Here is a 21,523-nt window from a genome sequence, read left to right as displayed (position 1 = left end):
TTGAAACGCCCGCGTGTGGAAAACCGCCTATGCGCCGTTTTTCAGTGCCCGCACGAGTTCTCCGGTCGTGGTGATGCTGTGGGCGAAGGCAGGCCCGTTGAGTTCATGGGCCGCGTGCATCATCTCGGGCCCGAAGGCGGCCGTGGCATCACGGACGAGGGTGACGTGATAGCCGAGTTCCATGGCGAAACGGCCGGTGGATTCGATGCAGGTGTTGGCCAGCAGGCCGACGGCGACGACATGGGTGACGCCGCGCTGCTTCAGCCGGAAGTCCAGGTCGGTGTTGGCGAAGCCGCTCTGCGCCCAGTGCTCCTTGACGACCACGTCGGAGCCGGCGGGCTGGAAGTCGGGATGGAACTCGCCGCCCCAGGTGCCGTACGCGAAGGTGTGGCTCTGCCGGATGCGCTGCTGGGTGGGGTTGGGATGGTCCCAGCCCTCGTAGTCGCCCTCCCGCCAGCGGCGGTGCGGGACGAAGAAGACACCGATCCCGCTCGCCCGTGCGGTGCCGACGACGGCACGCAGATTGTCCAGCAGTCCGACGTCGAGGGCGACGCGGCTGACCGCGGGCCAGACCTTGCCGCCCTCGGAGAGGAAGTCGTTGTACGGGTCGACCAGCAGGATCGCCGTACGCGCGGGGTCGTAGGTGTCACCTGCGAGGCCGTAGCTGTCAGTCATCGCAGTCCTCGGCTTCCATCGGACTCGCGGCCCTCCTCCGTCCCACCTTGCCACCGGCCCCCGCTTCGCGCCCGTCCGGCAGGCGCCGTCCGGCACTCGGTGACAATGCGGCCGCGGCGGACCGCTCGGCACGCCGTCTGAACAGGCACGCGGTCGGCGTTCAGGATCCGTTCAGGTCGACGCTGTCAAGGTCTTGGTTTGTGATCGTTTCGTGTCGATCACCCTGCCGCACGACCACACAAGGAGCCCCCCACCTTGCAGCAGCCGGAAGTCATCACCGACCTCGACGTCGCCAGCACGACGAAATCAGTGATGAAGAAACTCCCCGAAGTCACCCTCGCGTTCTGGATCATGAAGATCGCCGCGACGACACTGGGCGAGACCGCGGGAGACCTCTTCTCCCAGACCCTGAAGCTCGGCTACTTCCTCACCACGGTCGTCCTCTTCCTGGTCTTCGTGGTGACACTCGTCGTCCAGCTCCGCTCCAGTCACTACAACCCGTTCTTCTACTGGACGGTCATCCTGTCGACCAGCATGGCCGGCACCACCATGTCCGACTTCATGAACCGCGACGCCAGCGCCAAGTACCTCTCGAAAGGCACCACTTCGCTCGGCTGGGGACCGCAGGGCCTCGGCCTCGGCTACCCGGCCGGCGCGGCGATCCTCATCTCCCTCCTGCTGGTCATCTTCGCGGTCTGGCGGCTGAGCGGCATGACCTTCCAGATCCGCGACATCGTCACCTTCCGCGGTGAGGCCCTGTTCTGGTCGGCGATCCTCGTCTCCAACACCCTCGGTACCTCCATGGGCGACTTCCTGTCGGACAGCTCCGGACTCGGCTACGCGGGCGGCGCACTGGTGGTGAGCGGGGCGCTCGCCGTGCTGGTCGCGCTGATGAAGGTGCCCGTGGTGCCGAACGTCCTGCTGTTCTGGATCGCGTTCGTCCTCACCCGTCCGCTCGGCGCCACCGCGGGCGACTTCCTGACCAAGCCGACCGCCAAGGGCGGACTGGACCTCGGCACCATCGGCTCCTCGGCCGTCCTGCTGGTGGTTCTGCTCGGCCTCATGGCCTACGCCCAGGTCCAGGAGCGCAGGGCCGGCACCACGGAGCGGGTGTAGCGGTCACCCGGCCGGCAGGTCGGCCAGGAAGCGGGCCCCGGAGGTGTACGCGGGATCGTGGGACACCTCGCCGCCGGCCGCGCGGGCCAGACGCCGCGCGAGCGGAAGTCCGAGGCCCGCGCCGTCGTGCCCGTCGCCGTGGTCGGCGCGGCGGCCGGGCTGGAAGAGCTCGCCCAGGAACTCCTCCGGTACGCCGGGACCGTCGTCGGTGACGGCGATCCGCACTCCGCCGGGCAGCCGCCGCGCGGACACGGTCACCGTGGAGCGGGCGTACCGCGCCGCGTTGGCCAGCAGCGGGCTGACGATGCGTTCGAGGAGCGCGGGCGTGACGCCCGCCTCCAGCGCCGGATCCGGGACGTCCACGACGGCCGTCACCCGGTCCGGCCGGCCGAGGTCCTCGGCCAGTCGGCGCAGTACGGGGGCGACATGGACGGCGCCGGGGGCCGTGCCGGTGCTCAGCGCGCCGTCGCGGGCGTCGTCGAGCAGGGTGTCGCAGATGGTGCGCATGGACTGGGCGGCCTCGGCTATCACCTCGTGGGTGGCGCGGGTCTCGGCGGCGGAGCGCGGCCGGGCCCGCCACCAGTCGAGTTCGACGATGATCCGGGTGAGCGGGGTGCGCAGCTCGTGCGACAGCTCCCCGGTCAGTTGCCGCTCATGCCGCAGCACGGTCCGGATACGGTCCAGCAGTGCGTCCAACGAGCCGCCCAGCCGGGCGAGTTCGGCCGGCTGGTGCTCGCCGCCGAAGCGTGCGTCGGAGCCCACGGCGCTCCATTCGGTGGCCTGGTCGGTCATGGTGCGCACCGGGCGCAGCGCCCGCCCCACGGCCAGCCGGGTCAGCGCGTAGGTGCAGGCGAGCATGACGGCGTCCAGGACCAGGGAACCGAGAAGCAGGGTCTTCGCCGAGTTGCGGTACGGGGCGAGGTCCAGGGCCGTGACGATGGTCGCGGTGCTACGGCGGCCGGTCACCGGGCGGGAGCACAGCCGGACGAAGCGAGGGTTTCCGGCCGCGACGGTCGTACAGACGCCGTGTCCCCGCGCGGCGAGCCGGTCGACGGCCCGGGGGAGCGTGCCGGTGCCGGCTGCCCCCGGCGGCTTCTCCAGCAGGCGTGTCCCGGTCCCCGAGTAGATCCACACGTTCGCGTCCAGGAGGCTGTCGTTGACGGTCTCCAGGACCCGTACCCGGGGACCGCTGGTGTCGACGGTCGTGGCGACGGCGGCCGCACGGTTGCGCAGTTCGTAGTCCGCCTGGTGCTGCAGGTGCCGGGACATCACGGTGTTGAACGCCACGGTCAGCACGGTGATCAGGAGCGCCGCGGTGGTCAGCGCCACGAGCGAGAGCCGGCCGCGCAGCGTACGGGGAGCCAGGTGGAGCAGAAGGCCGCTCATGACAGCCGGTGGCCGATCCCGCGCGCCGTCCCCAGGCTCAGGTCGCTGCCCGCCTTGCGCAGCTTGCGGCGCAGCCGGCTCAGATACTGGTCCAGCGTGTTGTCGCTGACCTGGGCACCGTCCGGCCAGGCGGCCCGGACCAGGTCTCGGCGGCTCACGATGCCGCCGCCCGCGGCCACGAGCGTGGCGAGCAGCCGGAACTCCGTCGGGGACAGGTCGACGTGGACGGCGCCGACACTCGCCCGGTGCCGGGTCGCGTCCAGGACCAGGTCTCCTGCCGTCGCCACGGCCGGCGGGGCCGCGCGTTTCAGCGTGGCCCGCAGCCGGGCGACGAGTTCGGCGAGGTGGAACGGCTTGGGCAGGTAGTCGTCGGCCCCGGCGGAGAACCCGGACAGCCGGTCGGTGAGGTGGTGGCGGGCGGTCAGGAAGATGATCGGGGCCGTGAACCCGTTGGCGCGCATCGCCTGGCACACGTCCCGGCCGTCCGCGTCCGGCAGTCCGACGTCCAGGACGACCGCGGCGATGTCGTCGGTGGTCAGCCGCAGGGCGGTGGCGCCGTCGGCGGCGGGCACCGGCTCGAAGCCCTCGTCGGCCAGGCCGCGGCGCAGCACGTCACGCAGGGCGTGATCGTCCTCGACGACGAGGATCTTGTGGCGCATGGTTCTCCGTCGGGTCTGGGGCCGCACGGGCCGTACGGGCCGAGCGGGCCGTGCCTGAGCCGGTCGGCGCGCGGTCGAGGGCCGGGATCACCCGTCCGAGGGCCGGGCTCAGCCGTCGTTGCGCTCGGGCCGGGCGGCCCGGCGGCTGCGGAGCACCTCGGCGAGCAGCGGGAGCAGCGACACGACGACGATCAGTGCCACCAGCGGCAGCAGGTAACGGTCGACATTGGGGATCGACGAGCCCAGCGCGTACCCCGCGAGGGTGAGGCCCATGCTCCACACGAGTCCGCCGACGGCCTGCCAGAGCGTGAAGGTCCGCACCGGCACCTCCAGCGCGCCCGCCATCGGATTGAGCACGGTCCGCACCACCGGTACGAAACGGGCCAGCACGATGGCCTTCGCGTGCCCGTACCGCTGCAGCAGCTCCTCGGCGCGCTTCATCCCCTCGTGCAGGCGCTGCGAGCGGGAGCGGGCCAGCAACGTGGTGCCCGCCTTCCGGCCGAGCAGGTAACCGCACTGCGCCCCGGCCAGCGCCCCCACCGCGGCCGCCGCGAGCAGGGGCCCCAGGGACAGATGCACATTGCTCTCGGCCGTGCCCGTGCACAGCAGGCCGGCGGTGAACAGCAGGGAGTCGCCCGGGAGGAAGAACCCGACCAGCAGCCCGGTCTCGACGAACATCACCACGCCGACGCCCAGCACACCGAAGGCCGCCAGCAGCGAGTGGGCGTCGAGTACGTTCACGGCCAGCTGCGAGGCAGCGGGGATCGGTGTCGTCATGGACAGAGGACCTCTCCTGGGGAAGACCGGGACGCAGTCGCCGAATGACTACAGACGCATGACTACAGAAGAATGACCGCAGTTGGATGACTACAGACATGTAGACGTCATCGAAGACTGTAGTCGATGGCGCTGTGCGTGAGCCATGCATCCGAAAGCCGCGCGGCGCCCGGGCCACGGGACCCGAAACTCCCTGCGTATCAGCACCCCGGCCCGCCTGAACAGGGGATATGCCGACACGCTCAGGTCGTGTTCAGGTTGGTCGCGTGCTGGTGAAATTCATGCACCAGAGCCTTCAAAACAATGGCAAAGGCATCTGTGGCACCGGCGCTCCATCGTGTCATCGTGCCCACCATGACCACGGAGCACCTCCTCGACGACCGTCCCCATGTCAACCTCCGCACCATGGCGAACAAGGTGCCGGAGGTGACCGCCTACTTCTGGATCATCAAGGTGCTCACCACCGGGATGGGCGAGACCGCGTCGGACCTGCTGGCCAAGACCCTCGGCCCGATCCCGGCGGTCGGTCTTGGCGGTCTCGCCCTCGTGGCCTCCCTGGCCGTGCAGTTCACCGTCCGCCGGTACATCGCCTGGGTGTACTGGACCGCCGTCGTCATGGTCAGCGTGTTCGGCACGATGGCCGCCGACGTCCTGCACGTCGGCCTCGGTGTGCCCTACACGCTGTCCACGCCGTTCTTCCTCATCGCGCTGGCTGCGGTCTTCGCCCTCTGGTACGCCGTCGAGCGGACCCTGTCCATCCACAGCATCCGCACCCGCCGCCGCGAGACCTTCTACTGGGCGGCCGTCCTCGCCACCTTCGCGCTGGGCACCGCCGCCGGCGACCTGAGCGCCACCATGGGCCTTGGCTACCTCGGCTCGGGCGTCCTCTATGCCGTCGCGATCTGCGTTCCCGCACTCGCCCACCGGGGCGGCGCCCTGAACGCCGTGACCGCGTTCTGGACGGCCTACGTCATCACCCGCCCCCTCGGCGCCTCCCTCGCCGACTGGATGGCACTCGGGCACGCCCGCGGCGGCCTCGGGTTCGGCCTCGGACCGGTCACCCTCGCCTGGACGGTCGCCATCGTCGGTTTCGTCGGCTACCTGGCCGTCTCCCGCCGGGACACCTCCCGCACCGACGCGACGGCCTGAGGGCAGGCCTCAGGGCAGGCCTGAGGGCCGGCCGTCAGCCCCGGTGGGCCGCGGAGATCTGGCCGACCAGGACGGCGAACGGCATGTCGAGAGCCGTGTAGAGCGCGCCGGACTCGGGGAGGGCGTTGTCGGCCAGGGCTTCGACCATGAGGGTGGCGTAGTCGCTGACGACGACCCCCGCCTGCTGCATGCGCAGCAGCCCGGTCTCCCGCTTGGTCCGGCTGAAGGTGCCGGAGGCGTCCACGGCGACGTACGCGTCGTACCCGGCCGCCGTCGCCGCGATCGCGGGCAGCGCCGCGCACACCTCCAGCGACACCCCGGCGAAGATCAGTTTCCGCCGCCCGGTGGCCTCGACGGCCTTACGGACCCGGTCGTCGTGCCAGGCGTTGACCGTGCTGCGATCGATGATCTTCTGCCCGGCCGGCAGCGCCTCGACCAGTTCGGGGGTGGTCGGCCCCCACATGCTGTCGGCCGCGGTGGTGGTGACGACCAACGGAATGCCCAGCACACCGGCCGCCCGCGCCAGCGCCACCGTGTTGTGCTTCAGCGCTTCGAGCGGAATGTCCCGGACGCCGGACAGCAGGCCCACCTGGTGGTCGACCAGGACTACGGCGGCGTTCTCCCGGGTGATCGGTTCCAGGAACTTGCTGTGCTCACTCATCTTCCGCTCCTTCGGGGGTGGAGCCATGTTCACAGCTATATTGGTCACTAATCTTGATAGTCAATATCGGTGACTACTTCGAAGCTATACCTCGCGTCTTCCGCGGCGCAAGCGCAGGCCACGGCGCGGCGAGAGGCGATTCCGGGCCCCGCGGAGGGCAACTAAAGTGGCCGCTCAGGCGGGACCGCGGCGGACGGCCGCCGGGACGGGAGAGACGTTGACCGGGGACCAGGCCAAGGAACCGGACCTGGGCGTGCTCGCCGCGCGGGTCCTCTTCTCCGTTCAGCGCGAGTTGTTCGGCGCGCTCGCCGAGCAGGGCTTCGACGACATCGCGCCCCGCGCCGGAGCCGTCCTCGCCCACCTGCGCGCCGACGGCATCCGTGCCAGCGAACTCGCCCGCGTCTCCGGACAGCACAAGCAGGTCATCGGCTCCCTCGTCGACGACCTCGAACGCCTGGGTTATGTCGAGCGCGGACCCGACCCCGCGGACCGCCGGGCCAAACTGGTCCGCCCCACCGAACGCGGCCTGCTGCAGATGGAGGCAGCCGCCGCCATCATGCGCACGATCGAGGAACGCCACGCGAGGGCGCTGGGCGGACCGGAGTACGCCGCCTTCAAGGCGGCCCTGCGCCAAGTGGCCGAACTCCAGAGCGAGACACCGGGGCGGGACCAGGCCGGCTGAGTGCAACTACGACACCGTGGAAGACGGCAAGATGAATCACTGTGTGATCCCCCGGTCGTCCACGGGCGGAAGCACCCGCAGCAGTGCGGACTGCCCGAAGAGGTGGCGGAGTTGACGGAGAACCATGTCGAGCGCGTCCTGGAGATGCTCGGTGAGCCGTCATGGCGGTACCGGGATGCCGAGGCATGGCGCACGCTGGAGAGTGAGCTCGGTACGGCCTCCCGGCGGACTACAAGGAGATTGTCGACGCCTACGCCCCGGTTCAGGTCAACGGCCACGGTGGCCTTCCAAGACCTCGCCATGACACCGGACGGGCGTCCCGAGAAGCGGTATGGACGGCCCCGTGGGCTTGCCGGGCCGGTGGATGCCGGCCCGGCGTTCGTGGGTCAGATGTCCCGGAAGATCTCGATCTGTGCCCCGATCGAGTTCAGGCGTTCCGCGAGGTCCTCGTAACCGCGGTTGATGACGTACACGTTGCGGAGGACGGACGTGCCCTCGGCGGCCATCATGGCGAGGAGGACGACCACGGCGGGACGCAGCGCCGGCGGGCACATCATCTCGGCCGCGCGCCAGCGGGTCGGGCCCTCCACCAGCACCCGGTGCGGGTCCAGGAGCTGCAGACGGCCGCCGAGGCGGTTCAGGTCGGTCAGATAGATCGCCCGGTTGTCGTAGACCCAGTCGTGGATCAGGGTCTTGCCCTGTGCGACCGCCGCGATGGCCGCGAAGAACGGGACGTTGTCGATGTTCAGGCCGGGGAACGGCATGGGGTGGATCTTGTCGATCGGCGCCTCCAGCTTGGAGGGGCGGACCGTGAGGTCGATCAGGCGGGTACGGCCGTTGTCCGCGAAGTACTCGGGGCTGCGGTCGTGGTCGAGGCCCATCTCCTCCAGGACCGCCAGCTCGATCTCCAGGAACTCGATCGGCACCCGGCGCACCGTCAGCTCCGACTCCGTCACCACCGCCGCGGCCAGCAGGCTCATCGCCTCGACCGGGTCCTCGGAGGGGGAGTAGTCCACGTCCACGTCGATGTTCGGGACGCCGTGCACGGTCAGCGTGGTCGTGCCGATGCCCTCGACCTTGACGCCGAGCGCCTCCAGGAAGAAGCAGAGGTCCTGGACCATGTAGTTGGAGGAGGCGTTGCGGATGACGGTGACACCGTCGTGGCGGGCGGCGGCCAGCAGCGCGTTCTCGGTCACCGTGTCGCCGCGCTCGGTCAGGACGATCGGGCGGTCGGGCCGGATCGCACGGTCGACCTGCGCGTGGTACTGCCCCTCGGTCGCCGCGATGTCCAGCCCGAACCGGCGCAGCGCGATCATGTGCGGCTCGATGGTCCGGGTGCCGAGGTCGCAGCCGCCCGCGTACGGCAGCTTGAAGTGGTCCATACGGTGCAGCAGCGGGCCGAAGAACATGATGATCGAGCGGGTGCGTACGGCGGCCTCCGCGTCGATCGACGCCATGTCGAGGTCGGCCGGCGGCACCAGTTCCAGGTCGACGCCCTCGTTGATCCAGCGGGTGCGCACACCGATCGAGTTGAGCACCTCCAGCAGGCGGTACACCTCCTCGATCCGGGCCACCCGGCGCAGCACCGTGCGTCCCTTGTTGAGCAGCGAGGCGCACAGCAGGGCCACGCACGCGTTCTTGCTGGTCTTCACGTCGATCGCGCCGGAGAGCCGGCGGCCGCCGACCACCCGCAGATGCATCGGACCCGCGTAGCCCAGTGAGACGATCTCACTGTCCAGGGCCTCACCGATTCGAGCGATCATCTCAAGGCTGATGTTTTGGTTGCCCCGCTCGATGCGGTTGACAGCACTCTGGCTGGTGCCGAGTGCCTCCGCGAGCTGTGCCTGTGTCCAGCCGCGGTGTTGCCGGGCGTCACGGATGAGCTTGCCGATGCGTACGAGGTAGTCGTCTGACATGAGGTCGAGGTTATCTCAGATATGAGATGCCACCCGTTGGGGGGTCTGTTGGAGTGACGCCGCGTCAGCGAGAGTACCCGTTCGGTCCATCCGTACTCCCTCCGGTTCGCGCGAGAGTGTGAGGTGAACCGCCCGGCCGGCAGGGAAGGCCGCGACAGGGTGCGGTCCGGGCATGACCATCCGGCCCCCGTGTACTAGAGTTATCTCGACATCGAGATATCTGCCAGGCGCACCGTGCCCGCCTCGTCAGTAAGGGTTACCTAACTTAGCCTTACCTTAGTGGATGGGCCGAGTCGGCGTGGCGGCAGGATCGTGGTGGTACGCGCACATCAATGAAGGAGACTGTCGTGTCGGCGAACAGCTTCGACGCCCGCAGCACGCTGCAGGTGGGCGACGAGTCGTACGAGATCTTCCGGCTGGACAAGGTGGAAGGCTCGGCTCGCCTTCCGTACAGCCTGAAGGTGCTGCTGGAGAACCTGCTCCGCACGGAGGACGGCGCGAACATCACCGCCGACCACATCCGCGCCCTCGGCGGCTGGGACTCGCAGGCCCAGCCCAGCCAGGAGATCCAGTTCACGCCGGCCCGCGTGATCATGCAGGACTTCACCGGCGTCCCCTGTGTCGTCGACCTCGCCACCATGCGTGAGGCCGTGAAGGAGCTCGGCGGCGACCCGGCGAAGATCAACCCGCTGGCCCCGGCCGAGCTGGTCATCGACCACTCCGTCATCGCCGACAAGTTCGGCACCAACGACGCCTTCAAGCAGAACGTCGAGCTGGAGTACGGCCGCAACAAGGAGCGCTACCAGTTCCTGCGCTGGGGCCAGACCGCGTTCGACGAGTTCAAGGTCGTCCCCCCGGGCACCGGCATCGTCCACCAGGTGAACATCGAGCACCTGGCCCGCACGGTGATGGTCCGAGGCGGCCAGGCCTACCCGGACACCCTGGTCGGCACCGACTCGCACACCACCATGGTCAACGGCCTCGGCGTGCTCGGCTGGGGCGTCGGCGGCATCGAGGCCGAGGCCGCCATGCTCGGCCAGCCGGTCTCCATGCTCATCCCGCGCGTCGTCGGCTTCAAGCTGACCGGTGAGCTGAAGCCGGGCACCACCGCCACGGACCTCGTCCTCACCATCACCGAGATGCTCCGCAAGCACGGCGTCGTCGGCAAGTTCGTCGAGTTCTACGGCGAGGGTGTGGCGGCCACGAGCCTCGCCAACCGCGCCACCATCGGCAACATGTCGCCGGAGTTCGGCTCCACCGCCGCGATCTTCCCGATCGACGACGAGACCCTGAACTACCTGCGCCTGACCGGCCGCTCCGACCAGCAGGTCGCGCTCGTCGAGGCGTACGCCAAGGAGCAGGGCCTCTGGCTGGACCCGAAGGCCGAGCCCGACTTCTCCGAGAAGCTGGAGCTGGACCTCTCCACGGTCGTCCCCTCGATCGCCGGCCCGAAGCGCCCGCAGGACCGTATCGTCCTCGCCAACGCGGCCGAGCAGTTCAAGACCGACGTGCGCAACTACGTGGACACCGCCGACGAGGCGGGCAAGGAGTCCTTCCCGGCCTCCGACGCCCCGGCGTCCATCAACGGCGTTCCGTCCAACCCGGTCACCGTGACCGCCCCCGACGGCACGACCTACGAGATCGACCACGGCGCGGTCACCGTCGCGGCCATCACCTCCTGCACCAACACCTCGAACCCGTACGTCATGGTCGCCGCCGCCCTGGTGGCCAAGAAGGCGGTCGAGAAGGGCCTGACCCGCAAGCCGTGGGTCAAGACCACCCTCGCCCCGGGTTCCAAGGTCGTCACCGACTACTTCGAGAAGGCGGGCCTGACCCCGTACCTCGACAAGGTCGGCTTCAACCTCGTCGGCTACGGCTGCACCACCTGCATCGGCAACTCCGGCCCGCTGCCGGAGGAGGTCTCCAAGGCCGTCAACGACCACGACCTCGCGGTCACCTCGGTCCTTTCCGGCAACCGGAACTTCGAGGGCCGTATCAACCCCGACGTCAAGATGAACTACCTGGCCTCCCCGCCGCTGGTGGTCGCCTACGCGCTCGCCGGCTCCATGAAGGTGGACATCACCAAGGACGCCCTCGGCACCGACCAGGACGGCAAGCCGGTCTACCTGGCCGACATCTGGCCGACCGAGGCCGAGGTCAACGAGGTCGTCGCCAACGCGATCGGCGAGGACATGTTCAACAAGTCCTACGCCGACGTCTTCGCCGGTGACGCCCAGTGGCAGTCGCTGCCGATCCCGACCGGCAACACCTTCGACTGGGACCCGCAGTCGACCTACGTCCGCAAGCCCCCGTACTTCGAGGGCATGCAGCACGAGCCGTCGCCCGTCACCGACATCGCCGGCGCCCGCGTCCTCGCCAAGCTCGGCGACTCGGTCACCACCGACCACATCTCGCCCGCCGGTGCCATCAAGGCCGACACCCCGGCCGGCAAGTACCTCACCGAGCACGGTGTGGAGCGTCGTGACTTCAACTCCTACGGCTCCCGCCGAGGCAACCACGAGGTCATGATCCGCGGCACGTTCGCCAACATCCGCCTGCGCAACCAGATCGCGCCGGGCACCGAGGGCGGCTACACCCGCGACTTCACGCAGGCCGACGCGCCGGTGGCGTTCATCTACGACGCCTCCCGCAACTACATCGAGCAGGGCATCCCGCTGGTCGTCCTGGCCGGCAAGGAGTACGGCTCCGGCTCGTCCCGCGACTGGGCCGCCAAGGGCACCGCGCTGCTCGGCGTCAAGGCCGTCATCGCCGAGTCGTACGAGCGCATCCACCGCTCGAACCTCATCGGCATGGGCGTCCTGCCGCTGCAGTTCCCGGAGGGCGCCAACGCCGAGTCCCTCGGTCTGACCGGCGAGGAGACCTTCTCCTTCACCGGTGTCGAGGAGCTCAACAACGGCACCACCCCGCGCACGGTCAAGGTCACCACCGACACCGGCGTCGAGTTCGACGCGGTCGTCCGGATCGACACCCCCGGTGAGGCCGACTACTACCGCAACGGCGGCATCATGCAGTACGTGCTGCGCAGCCTGATCCGCAAGTAGCGGACCCGGTACGGCGGTTGCGGGCCGCATCCCCGGTGACGGGGGTGCGGCCCGCCCCGTTCGGCTACAGCCAGCCGCGCTGGGCGGCCCGCAGCCCGAGCTGGAACCGGCTCGCCGCCCCGAGCCGTTCCTGCAAATCACTCACCCGCCGCCGCAGTGTTCGCAGACTCACCCCCAGATGGCGGGCCACCGCCTCGTCCTTCATCCCGGCCGCCAGCAGCCGTGTCAACGTCTGCTCGTCCTCGGAGAGTTCGCCGTTGCCTTCGGGCCGGCCGAGCGGAGTCGCCTGCTGCCAGGCCAGCTCGAAGAGCTTCTGCAGGGCCTCGGTGACCGCCGAGTGCCATACGACGACGGCGCAGTAGCCGCCCGCCGCGGACGAGGTCAGCGGGAGCAGCGCCCGGCGTCCGTCGACCACCAGCAGCTTGAGCGGTACCGACGGCAACACCCGGGCCTGCTCGCCGAGTTCGACCATCTTCCAGGCGCGGGACAGAGTGTTCGGGTCCGCCAGGGCGCTCGCCGCGTAGACGCCGCGTGAGACGATCCCGCGCTTGAGCAGATCGGCCTGGAGGTCCACCTGCGGTGCGGGCGGGGCGAGGTACGGCGGAGTGTCGAAGAGGCACACCTCGTGCTCGGCACGGGCGTACATCTCCTCCAGACGGGCCGCGATGGCGCCCTCGCCGGAGGCGACCTCGATCAGCCGGGACGGCTCCTCGCGCAGCAGCCCGGCCTCGTACGCCGTGGCCATCTCCTCGGCGGTGGCGGCGAGCAGTTCGGACTCCGTCTCGCGCCGCCGGATCAGCGCACGGATCGCCACCCGCGGGTCGACCGCTCGTAACCCGCCCATGGAGTCCGGCGGTTGGAGCAGTCCGAGGGCGAGCAGCCGGTTGCAGGCTTCGCGCAGCTGGGCCGGGGTCGCCCTGGTCAGCAGGGCCCAGCCGGCCGCGCCGGCGTCGGGCTGATGGAGAATCGACCGGTACACCGTCTCGTCGAAGGCGGAGACCCCCACCGCGGCCCAGGGGCTCGCAGCAGGGGTCTGTCTTGCAGGATCTTGTGCCGTGTTCACCATGGCTCGCCACGGTAGAGGTTCTTTGTTAAGAATCCTTACAGTGGCTCAGGGCATTGCTCACTTCAGGCCGAACGCCTGCAGCACGGTCTGGTCGATCCGGTTGCCGTCGCGGTCGGTGGCCAGCACACGCAGCGACACCGTCTCAGCGCCCCTTGCCGGCTTGAACCTCGCCTTGCCGTTCTTGACCTTCACTTCCTTCCAGGACGTGCCGTCGTCGTAGGAGACCCAGGCCTTCAGACTGTCCGCCTTCACGATCCCCAGCTGGTTCGCGACCGGCAGCCCGATCTCCACCGCACGCCTGCTGTCGGCCTGGTTGAGGAGGTCGAGGCCCTTCGGGGCGATGCCGACCGTGAGCAGCGGCAGCGCGGTCTTTGTGCCGGTGTGTGCCGAGGAGAAGGTCCACTCGGTGTGCGTGCTCGTCGAGTACCTGGCCCACCCCGCCCTGCGCTGCACGTCCAGTTCGAAGCGGTACGCGGTCTTGTCCGCCGCCGCATCGAAGGTGCCGTACCCGCCGAGCGTGGAGTCGCCGACCAGTTGCCCGTCCGCGTAGAGCTTGCCCTTCGCGGTGTTGTCGGTGCCGTCGACGGTTCCGTAGTGGCCCGGCGTGGAGTCGGTCAACTCCGGGACCCGGAAGGTGAGTTTGTCTCCGTCGCGCACGGAGAGCCCGTACTCCTCGCTGCTGCCCGGCCGGACGACCTGGCGCAGCCAGTTCTCGGTGGGCTCGGTTCCCGGCTCGGTGAAGGTGTGCAGCGGGCTCCACTCGCCCTTGAGCGTGTCCCACTTCGGATAGACGACGTGCCAGGTACGGGTGTCCGGGTCGACGTAGTAGTACTCGTCGCGCTCCGTGCCCAACTGCGTGGGCACGCTGGTCTCGACGCCGAAGAGCTGCCAGGGCCGGAAGGTGTACAGGGTGTCCGCGCCCATGTCCCCGGCCGTGGCACCGTAGTAACGCGCCGTCCGCTGCACCGTGTCGGACCTGTCCAGGCGGTAGGTCTGGTTCGCGGTGATGGCGCCGCTCTGCGCGGCGAGCAGGTTGTAGACGTAGGGACTGGTCGGCGTGCCGTTCAGCTTCAGCTTGACCTTCTTGCCGGTCTTCAGCAGGCTGCCCAGCGCGGCGCCCTCCTCGCCGGTGGCGATCATCAGCGGTACGGTGGTCGCCCGGTCCACCGCCTCGATCCAGAAGCCGGGGGTCTTGCGGTAGGCGATCAGGTAACCCGCCCCGGCCTTGGTCGCGTTGTCCAGGGCGGTCTGCGCCCGCTCCGTGGCGCCGAGCGCGACCACCGCCACCTTGCCCTTGACGTCGAGCCCCGCGAAGTCGGCCTCGGTACCGCCGCCCGCGTCCACCGCCTGGACCGTGTGCTCACCGCTGATCTTCAACGGGAAGTCCTCGTACGTCTGGCAGTAGTAGAGCGAGGACAGCGCCGTCTTCTGCGGACTGGTGACGCTCGCCGTCAACTCCTTCGCGTACAGGCGGAACTTGGCATAGAAGTCCAGGGTTCCCTCGGTGACCCGCTGGGTCGGCGCCACGTAGACGTGGTCGGTCCAGAAGCCCTGGCTGTAGGTGAGCCCCCAGGAACTGCCCGGCCCGCTGCGGTGCCAGTTGGTACTGAAGCCCTGGAACTCGGAGTCCTCCTTGGTCTTCGGCTTGATCTCCACCGCCTTGCGGGCGTCGAGCACCACCGCGGTGTCCCCGTCGACCTTGATCTCCGGGTTGCCGACGACCGACGTGCCCACGGCCAGGCCGCCCGCGTCCCGGTCCGGGATCCAGGTCGCGACGGAGTAGGTGCCGGCCGGTACCTGCCAGGTCCAGCCGGAGGCGATGAAGCCGTACTCGTCGGGGTAGGCGCCGTTCAGCTCCTGGAGCGTGTAGATCGACGCTCCGGTGGACGGGTTGCCCTCGCGGTCCACGAGGGAGACCTTGAGGTTGTACGTCTTCGGCGCCTTCTCGAAGCCCACGCCCGTGGTGACCTGGATGCCGTCGGCGGTCGCCGTGACATGGCCCGTGTACCGGCCCTGGGCTTCCTCCGCGGGGTCGACACCGACCGGAACCGAGGCGGTGCCGTGCGCGGGCACGGTCAGGGTGTCCGCGCCCACCGTGAGGTCGGCGAGCGACGACGAGAGCTTCAACTCCACCGCGCTGTCAGTGGTGTTGGTGTACGTGATGTCCTTGCTGACGGCCCCGGTGTCGCCGTCCTCGAACTTGCCGAAGCTCAGCGTCGGGGTGGCGAAGACGTCCTGCTCGACGGCCCGTACCGCGTCGACCCGGCCGTCGCCCTGCTCGAACACGGAGTCGTCGGGGTTCGTCTTCGCGGTGCTGGCGAGGGCCTCCTTGATCTGCTCGCCCGTCCAGTCCGGATGCGCCTCGGCGACCAGCGCCGCCGTACCCGCGACATGCGGGGTGGCCATCGACGTACCGCTCGCCGTCGTGTAGTAATCGTCGACCGGCGTACTGCCAGGCATGCTCGTTCCCGCGGCGCGGGCCGCAGTGATGTTCACGCCCGGCGCGGTGATCTCCGGCTTGACCGCGTAGTCGCCGATGCGCGGACCCCGGCTGGAGAACGAGGCCAGCTGGTCCGACTTGTCGACCGCGCCCACCGTCAGCGCGGAGTCGGCGATGCCCGGTGTGCCCACGGTCTGCTCGCCCGGCCCCGCGTTGCCGGCCGCGATCACGAACAGCGTGCCGGTGGCCGCGGACAGGTCGTCGACGGTCTCGCTGAGCACGTCGGAGGGGCCGGACGCCGTACCGCCCAGGGACATCGAGACGATCTTCGCGCCTGAGTGCGCCGCCCACTCCATGCCCGCGATGATCCAGGAGGATTGACCGCTGCCCGTGTTGTCCAGCACCTTGCCGACGAGCAGCTGGGCGCCCGGGGCCACCCCCTTGTACCGGCCGCCCGAGGCCGCGCCCGAGCCGACGATCGTGGACGCCACATGGGTGCCGTGGCCGAAACCGTCCTGCACGGTCTCGTCCGGTACGAAGCTCTCCGAGTCCGCGATCTTCCCGGCCAGGTCCGGGTGCCCGAGGTCCACGCCCGTGTCCAGGACCGCGACCTTCACGCCCGTGCCGTCGTAGCCCGCCTTCCACACCTCGGGCGCGCCGATCTGGGGCACGCTCACGTCGAGGGACGCCTTCACCTTGGCGTCCAGCCAGATCTTGTCGATGCCGTCACCGAGCCGCTTCGCGGCCTTCGCGGTGGGCGCGGTGCCGAGCGGCGGGGCGATGTCCGACCAGAACGCGGTCGACTTCTTCGCGCTGAGCGCCGCGCCGTCGATCCCGGGCAGCGCCAGCGTCCGGCGCGCGCCCTCGGGGGTCTCGGCGCCCTTGCCGTACGTCGCGATGACCGGGGTGCTGCCGGTCCTCGCGTCCGTGTACCCCTGTGCGACCAGCTGGGAGACGTTGAACAGAGCCGGGTCGAGACGGCCCGCCCGGATCAGGGGGATGGCGTCCGCCGGCAGGACGCTGATCTCGCCGTCCTTCTCGCTCGACAGGAAGGTGGCGGCCTCGCGGCCCTTGCCGCGCCGGACGTCGACGGCGTTCTTGCCGTCCGGTCCGACGGTGAGAGTCACGGTGTCACCGGTGATGAGGGTGACGGTCTGCGGTGGGGTGGTGGTGCTCGGACCCGTGAGGGGTGTGACGGGTGTGGTGACCGAGGACGATGGCGCGGCTGTCGCGGGCGTGATCGCCCCCGCGAGCAGTCCGGCCGCTCCTGCCACGGCCCACAGGGCGTGGAGTCTTCGCATGGGTGGACGTCCTCCCCTGAACGCGGAAACGCTTCCGCCCGGTAAGCGGAAGCCAGAGATCAGAGTGAGCGCCGGGGCGGCAGTCGCTCAAGGGAACACGGTGGCCGGAGCGTGCCAACGCCCTCTTTGGTCAAGGGAGTTGGCGCAAAGACCTCGTCCGGCGGAGCCGGTCGCCCCGGTCCTCGCGTCCGCATTCCGGCCGCCGCGCCCGTCCTGTCCCACGGCTTCGGCTCAGTCGGAACACAGGGTTCCCTCAGCCAACCGGCACAGACTTGATACATGCCAGCCACCGCAGGGTCCCGAACCGGCCGAGTCCGCGTCCTGATCGTCGACGACGAGCCCGGTCTCACCGAGCTGCTCGCCGCCGCCGTCGCGGACGCGGGCTGGCGCCCCTACCCGGCCCTCGACGGGCAGACCGGCCTGCGGCTGGCCCGCGGCTGCGTCCCGCACGCGGTGGTGCTCGACGGCATGCTCCCGGACCTCGACGGCCTCCAGGTCCTGCGCAGACTCCGCTACGAGATGCCCAGGCCGCCCGTCCTGATGCTCACCGCCCGCGAGGCCGTCGAACACCGTATCGACGGTCTGGAGGCCGGGGCCGACGACTACGTCACCAAGCCCTTCTCCCTGGAGGAGGTCGTGCTGCGGCTGCGCGGACTGCTGCGCCGGGCCGGCACCGAACAGACCCCGGTGAACGGCTCCGTACGCGTCCTCGGCGACCTGATGCTGAGCGGGGAGTCCCGCGAGGTACAGCGGGCCGGCACCCCGATCAGGCTCACCGTCAAGGAGTTCGACCTGCTCAGCCTGCTCCTGGACCATCCGCGGCAGGTGTTCAGCAAGGCCCAGATCCTCGACCACGTCTGGAGCACGTCCTTCGACGGCGGTGGCAACCTGGTCGAGGTCTACATCTCCAGCCTGCGCCGCAAGATCGACCGGGGCCGCGCCCCGATGATCCACACCGTGCGCGGCATGGGATACGTCGTGCGACCCGTGGAGGACGGCAGATGACTGCCCGGCTGCGGAGCCGGTCGCTGCGCACGCGACTGCTCGTCTTCATCACCGTCGTCCTCGTCTGCGTGTGCGCCGCGATGGCCCTGACCACCGTCTTCGCCCAGCGCGCCTATCTGCTGGGCAACCTGGACGACAGGGTCGGCGACGCCGCCGAGCGCGGCGTGGGCGGTGCCGCCCTGCACCCGGAGCTCACCCGCGACCTGACCTTCCTCAACGAGACCGGCCAGCCGGCCGGGATGCTCGCCGCCCGCCTCGACGCCGAGGGCAACATCCTCAGCGCCGCCGTCGTCGGCCAGGACACGCCCCCGCACTCGCTGACCACCGCACAGACCACCGCCCTCAAGGGCATCACCCCGGACGGCTCGACCCACACCCGCACGCTCCCCGGCCTCGGCACCTACCGGGTCACCGCACTGGACGCGAGCGGTATCCGGGTCCTGGCCGGCCTCCCCATGGATGACGTGCTGGACACCATCGGCGGCCTGGTGGAGGTCGAGATCGGGGTCGCCGCGGTCGGCCTCACGGTCGCGGGCTGTGTGTGCGCGGTGGTGATACGACGGCAGCTGCGCCCCCTCGGCCGGGTCGCCGCCACCGCCGTCGAGGTCTCCCACGCGCCCCTCGGCCGCGGCCAGGTGACCGGTCTGACCCGGGTGCCCGAGCGGGACACCGACTCCGGCAGCGAGGCCGGCCAGGTCGGCGCCGCCCTCAACCGGATGATCGACCATGTCGAGGCCTCCCTCGCCGAGCGCCAGCGCAGCGAGGAGCAGGTGCGCCGCAGCGAGGAGCGCATGCGCCGCTTCCTGGCCGACGCCAGCCACGAACTGCGCACCCCGCTCGCCTCGATCGCCGGGTATGCGGAGCTGATGAACCGCGGCACGGACCGGATCGAACCGGGCCTGGCCTGGCGGCGGGTCAACGCCGAGTCGGCACGGATGCGCAGCCTCGTCGAGGACCTGCTGCTCCTGGCCCGCCTCGACGAGGGCCGCCCGCTCCAGCCCTCGGAGGTGGACATGGCCGCGCTGGTCGCGGAGGCGGTGTGGGACGCCCGGGCCGCCGGCGCCGGACACCAGTGGCAACTCGAACTCGCCCTGGACGAACCGGTGCTGGTGCTGGGCGACGAGACCCGGCTGCACCAGGTGGTGGCCAACCTGCTGGCCAACGCCCGGATCCACACGCCCCCGGGCACCACGGTGACCGCGACGGTGGAGGCCACCCCCGCCTCCTGCGTGATCCGCGTCCGCGACGACGGCCCGGGCATCCCCGCCGACCTGCTCCCCACGGTCTTCGAACGCTTCACCAGGGCCGACACCTCCCGCACCCGCGCCGGTGTCCTGGAAGGCGGTTCGGGCCTGGGCCTGGCCATCGTCTCGGCCATCACCACGGCCCACGGCGGCCATATCGACGTCCAGAGCGCCCCCGGCCGCACGGAGTTCACGATCGCCCTCCCGGCCACCCGGCTTCCCGCGGCCGACCCGGCCGACGCTGCGGCACGGCCACGACCGGCCTCGGTCTAGACACGGCGAGGCGCTCACGGCATCCGTGAGCGCCCCACCGAGCCGCCTCTGCCGCTGCGCCAGGCGCCGATCGTATGGGTGTGATCAGAAACCGACGAGGGCGTCGAGGTCGATCTGGACAGGGAACGGCACTTCGGTGACGAGCTTGCCGCGGTGCACCGGGTGCAAGGGAGCGGGGAAGTAGGAGTGTGTGTCCGCGTTGAGCCAGTACTCGTGCACCGTCAGCTTGTGGTCCCGGTCGAGCTCGACGCGCCAGTAGCACGGGACCTTGGCGGCGGCGAACTGTGCGGGCTTGCTCACGCGGTCATCTCGGCGGGAGCCGGGGGAAACGACCTCGACGACGAGGGCGAGGTGTGACGCAGGGATGCACTCCACCTCGAAGTAGTCGAGGTTTTGAGGGTCGAAGACGATCACATCAGGCTTGACGACGTTCTGCTCGTCCACCATCACGCACTGCTCGCGGAGGACGCGATATGGCTTTGAGCGGGCCGCCTTGAGGGCGTCGGCGATGCCGTCCCGTACGTCGTTGTGCCAGAACCTGGGCTGCCCTTTAACCCCGATCCATCCGTCCACGAGTTCCCAGTCGAAGGGCAGCTGCAGATTTTTGACCTGGTCGAATGTCCAGCCGTCAGCAGGCGGGAACATCCAGTTGTCCTCGGTGGCCGGTCCCTGCTGGCGTGTCGTCATCACTGCTCCCATGGGCGAGAGTGTGGACGCTCCCATGGGCGAGAGTGTGGACGCGGTTACACGTCGTGATCCTCTGTACGAAGGTATCGCCACTCGAAGCAGTGAAGCCATGCCGCGCCGTTTACAGTCGCCCCCGTCCGCGCTAGCTTCACAGGGGAGTGGGGTGGGAGCGCTCCCATCCTGTGTCCGGCGGACCGGAACCCGTCCGGCGCGCCGGGTCCGTTCCCGCCCCACGCTCTTCTCCATGACTCGCGCACGACCGTTCACCCCACACAAAGGTTGAAGTGTCATGGCTATGACAAACGCGAACGCCGGGCCTTCGTGCCGCCCGAGACTCCCCCGATTACCCCTTCCCACCCGAGGCCGTGCCCTCTTCCTGACCCTCCTCGCCCTTCTCACCACGGTGCCCGCCCTCGCCCTGGTCCTGGCGGCCGGCGCCCCGGCCCAGGCGCACGGCACCCCCATGAAGCCGGGCAGCCGAACCTTCCTGTGCTGGCAGGACGCGCTCACCGACACCGGTGAGATCAAGCCCGTCAACCCGGCCTGCAAGGCGGCCCAACAGGTCAGCGGGACCACGCCGTTCTACAACTGGTTCTCCGTGCTCCGCTCGGACGGCGCCGGCCGCACCCGCGGCTTCGTCCCCGACGGTGAGCTCTGCAGCGGCGGCAACCCCAAATTCACCGGCTTCGACCTGCCCCGCGACGACTGGCCGGTCACCCATCTCACCTCCGGTGCGACCGTCGACTTCTCGTACAACGCCTGGGCCGCACACCCGGGTTGGTTCTACGTCTATGTCACCAAGGACGGCTACGACCCCACCCGGCCGCTCACCTGGGACGAGATGGAGGACACACCGTTCCTGACCGTCGACCACCCGCCGCTCAACGGCACCCCGGGCACGGTCGAGGCCAACTACTCCTGGACCGGGCAGCTTCCGGCGAACAAGACCGGTCGGCACATCATCTACATGGTGTGGCAGCGCTCGGACAGCACGGAGACCTTCTACTCCTGCTCCGACGTCGTCTTCGACGGCGGCAACGGCGAGGTCACCGGCATCCACGACCCGGGCAACCCCACCCAGCCCCCGCCCGGCACCTGCACCGCCGCCCGTACCACGACCAACAGCTGGCCCGGCGGCTACCAGTCCGAGGTCACCGTCACGAACAGCGGTGATGTGGCGATGCTCGGCTGGATGGTCGACTGGACGCTCCCCAGCGGCCAGTCGGTGGCCAGCCTCTGGAACGGCAACGCGACCTACAGCGGACAGGACGTGATGGTCCACAACGCCGACTGGAACGGCTCGCTCGGTCCGGGGCAGAGCACGACGTTCGGCTACGTCGTCCAGGGCGGCGGCGGGGACAGTACAACCGACCTGCCCTGTCAGGTCGGTTGACGTGTGTGATCCGCTCCGGGCGGACCCGGTG

At 69.7% G+C, this 21,523-nt stretch carries 16 protein-coding genes; 7 read left to right on the top strand and 9 right to left on the bottom strand.

From position 1 onward, the window contains the following. Positions 1 to 27 precede the first annotated feature (27 nt). On the bottom strand, positions 28 to 675 hold the full coding sequence (locus tag EDD90_RS13265) for an isochorismatase family cysteine hydrolase (RefSeq protein ID WP_123973214.1): 648 nt from the start codon (positions 673 to 675) through the stop codon (positions 28 to 30). Positions 676 to 930: 255 nt separating this feature from the next. On the opposite strand from EDD90_RS13265, the gene EDD90_RS13260 reads away from it, so the two are divergent. After that, positions 931 to 1,791, top strand: coding sequence for a hypothetical protein (locus tag EDD90_RS13260; RefSeq protein ID WP_221305101.1), 861 nt, complete (start codon positions 931 to 933; stop codon positions 1,789 to 1,791). A gap of 3 nt (positions 1,792 to 1,794) precedes the next feature. Here the strand turns inward: EDD90_RS13260 and EDD90_RS13255 are convergent, their stop codons facing one another. From EDD90_RS13255 to EDD90_RS13245, 3 genes are all read right to left on the bottom strand, one after another. Further along, entirely contained in the window at positions 1,795 to 3,177 is a 1,383-nt protein-coding gene (locus EDD90_RS13255; RefSeq protein WP_123973213.1) for a HAMP domain-containing sensor histidine kinase, read from the bottom strand. Beyond that, positions 3,174 to 3,836, bottom strand: coding sequence for a response regulator transcription factor (locus tag EDD90_RS13250; RefSeq protein ID WP_123973212.1), 663 nt, complete (start codon positions 3,834 to 3,836; stop codon positions 3,174 to 3,176). The genes EDD90_RS13255 and EDD90_RS13250 overlap by 4 nt, the downstream gene beginning before the upstream one ends. A 108-nt stretch (positions 3,837 to 3,944) precedes the next feature. Next, on the bottom strand, positions 3,945 to 4,613 hold the full coding sequence (locus EDD90_RS13245; RefSeq protein ID WP_123973211.1) for a DedA family protein: 669 nt from the start codon (positions 4,611 to 4,613) through the stop codon (positions 3,945 to 3,947). Between the two features lie 354 nt (positions 4,614 to 4,967). On the opposite strand from EDD90_RS13245, the gene EDD90_RS13240 reads away from it, so the two are divergent. Further along, entirely contained in the window at positions 4,968 to 5,762 is a 795-nt protein-coding gene (locus tag EDD90_RS13240) for a hypothetical protein (protein WP_123973210.1), read from the top strand. A gap of 34 nt (positions 5,763 to 5,796) precedes the next feature. On the opposite strand, the gene EDD90_RS13235 is transcribed toward EDD90_RS13240, so the two are convergent. Then, complete coding sequence (locus EDD90_RS13235; RefSeq protein WP_123973209.1) at positions 5,797 to 6,423, bottom strand: isochorismatase family protein; 627 nt, start codon at positions 6,421 to 6,423, stop codon at positions 5,797 to 5,799. 217 nt (positions 6,424 to 6,640) lie between these two features. On the opposite strand from EDD90_RS13235, the gene EDD90_RS13230 reads away from it, so the two are divergent. Continuing rightward, positions 6,641 to 7,105: a MarR family winged helix-turn-helix transcriptional regulator gene (locus EDD90_RS13230; RefSeq protein ID WP_123973208.1), complete on the top strand. Its 465-nt coding sequence runs from the start codon at positions 6,641 to 6,643 to the stop codon at positions 7,103 to 7,105. Positions 7,106 to 7,491: 386 nt separating this feature from the next. Here EDD90_RS13230 and EDD90_RS13225 read toward each other — a convergent pair whose 3' ends face one another. After that, positions 7,492 to 9,021 carry a UDP-N-acetylglucosamine 1-carboxyvinyltransferase gene (locus EDD90_RS13225; RefSeq protein WP_123973207.1) on the bottom strand — a complete coding sequence of 510 codons (1,530 nt, stop codon included), beginning with the start codon at positions 9,019 to 9,021 and terminating at the stop codon, positions 7,492 to 7,494. Between the two features lie 347 nt (positions 9,022 to 9,368). Here EDD90_RS13225 and acnA point away from each other — a divergent pair, with 347 nt between their 5' ends. Further along, a complete protein-coding gene (gene acnA, locus EDD90_RS13220; protein WP_123973206.1) occupies positions 9,369 to 12,083 on the top strand; it encodes an aconitate hydratase AcnA in 2,715 nt (904 codons plus the stop codon). Between the two features lie 64 nt (positions 12,084 to 12,147). On the opposite strand, the gene EDD90_RS13215 is transcribed toward acnA, so the two are convergent. Next, positions 12,148 to 13,149, bottom strand: a complete 1,002-nt coding sequence (locus EDD90_RS13215) for a response regulator transcription factor (RefSeq protein ID WP_123973205.1) — start codon at positions 13,147 to 13,149, stop codon at positions 12,148 to 12,150. A 57-nt stretch (positions 13,150 to 13,206) separates the two neighbouring features. Continuing rightward, positions 13,207 to 16,890: a S8 family serine peptidase gene (locus EDD90_RS13210; protein WP_123973204.1), complete on the bottom strand. Its 3,684-nt coding sequence runs from the start codon at positions 16,888 to 16,890 to the stop codon at positions 13,207 to 13,209. 279 nt (positions 16,891 to 17,169) lie between these two features. Here EDD90_RS13210 and EDD90_RS13205 point away from each other — a divergent pair, with 279 nt between their 5' ends. Together EDD90_RS13205 and EDD90_RS13200 are read left to right on the top strand one after the other, a co-directional pair. After that, positions 17,170 to 17,895, top strand: a complete 726-nt coding sequence (locus EDD90_RS13205; RefSeq protein WP_123973203.1) for a response regulator transcription factor — start codon at positions 17,170 to 17,172, stop codon at positions 17,893 to 17,895. Then, positions 17,892 to 19,412: a HAMP domain-containing sensor histidine kinase gene (locus tag EDD90_RS13200; protein WP_123973202.1), complete on the top strand. Its 1,521-nt coding sequence runs from the start codon at positions 17,892 to 17,894 to the stop codon at positions 19,410 to 19,412. Before EDD90_RS13205 ends, EDD90_RS13200 begins: the two co-directional genes overlap by 4 nt. A gap of 84 nt (positions 19,413 to 19,496) precedes the next feature. Here EDD90_RS13200 and EDD90_RS13195 read toward each other — a convergent pair whose 3' ends face one another. Continuing rightward, positions 19,497 to 20,111, bottom strand: coding sequence for a Uma2 family endonuclease (locus EDD90_RS13195; RefSeq protein ID WP_123973201.1), 615 nt, complete (start codon positions 20,109 to 20,111; stop codon positions 19,497 to 19,499). A gap of 283 nt (positions 20,112 to 20,394) precedes the next feature. On the opposite strand from EDD90_RS13195, the gene EDD90_RS13190 reads away from it, so the two are divergent. Beyond that, positions 20,395 to 21,492: a lytic polysaccharide monooxygenase gene (locus EDD90_RS13190; protein WP_123981221.1), complete on the top strand. Its 1,098-nt coding sequence runs from the start codon at positions 20,395 to 20,397 to the stop codon at positions 21,490 to 21,492. The last annotated feature ends 31 nt before the right edge of the window (positions 21,493 to 21,523 follow it).

The organism is Streptomyces sp. Ag109_O5-1, assembly GCF_003814875.1.
GTDB classification, from domain to species: domain Bacteria; phylum Actinomycetota; class Actinomycetes; order Streptomycetales; family Streptomycetaceae; genus Streptomyces; species Streptomyces sasae.
This window is presented reverse-complemented; position numbering and strand designations above follow the sequence as displayed.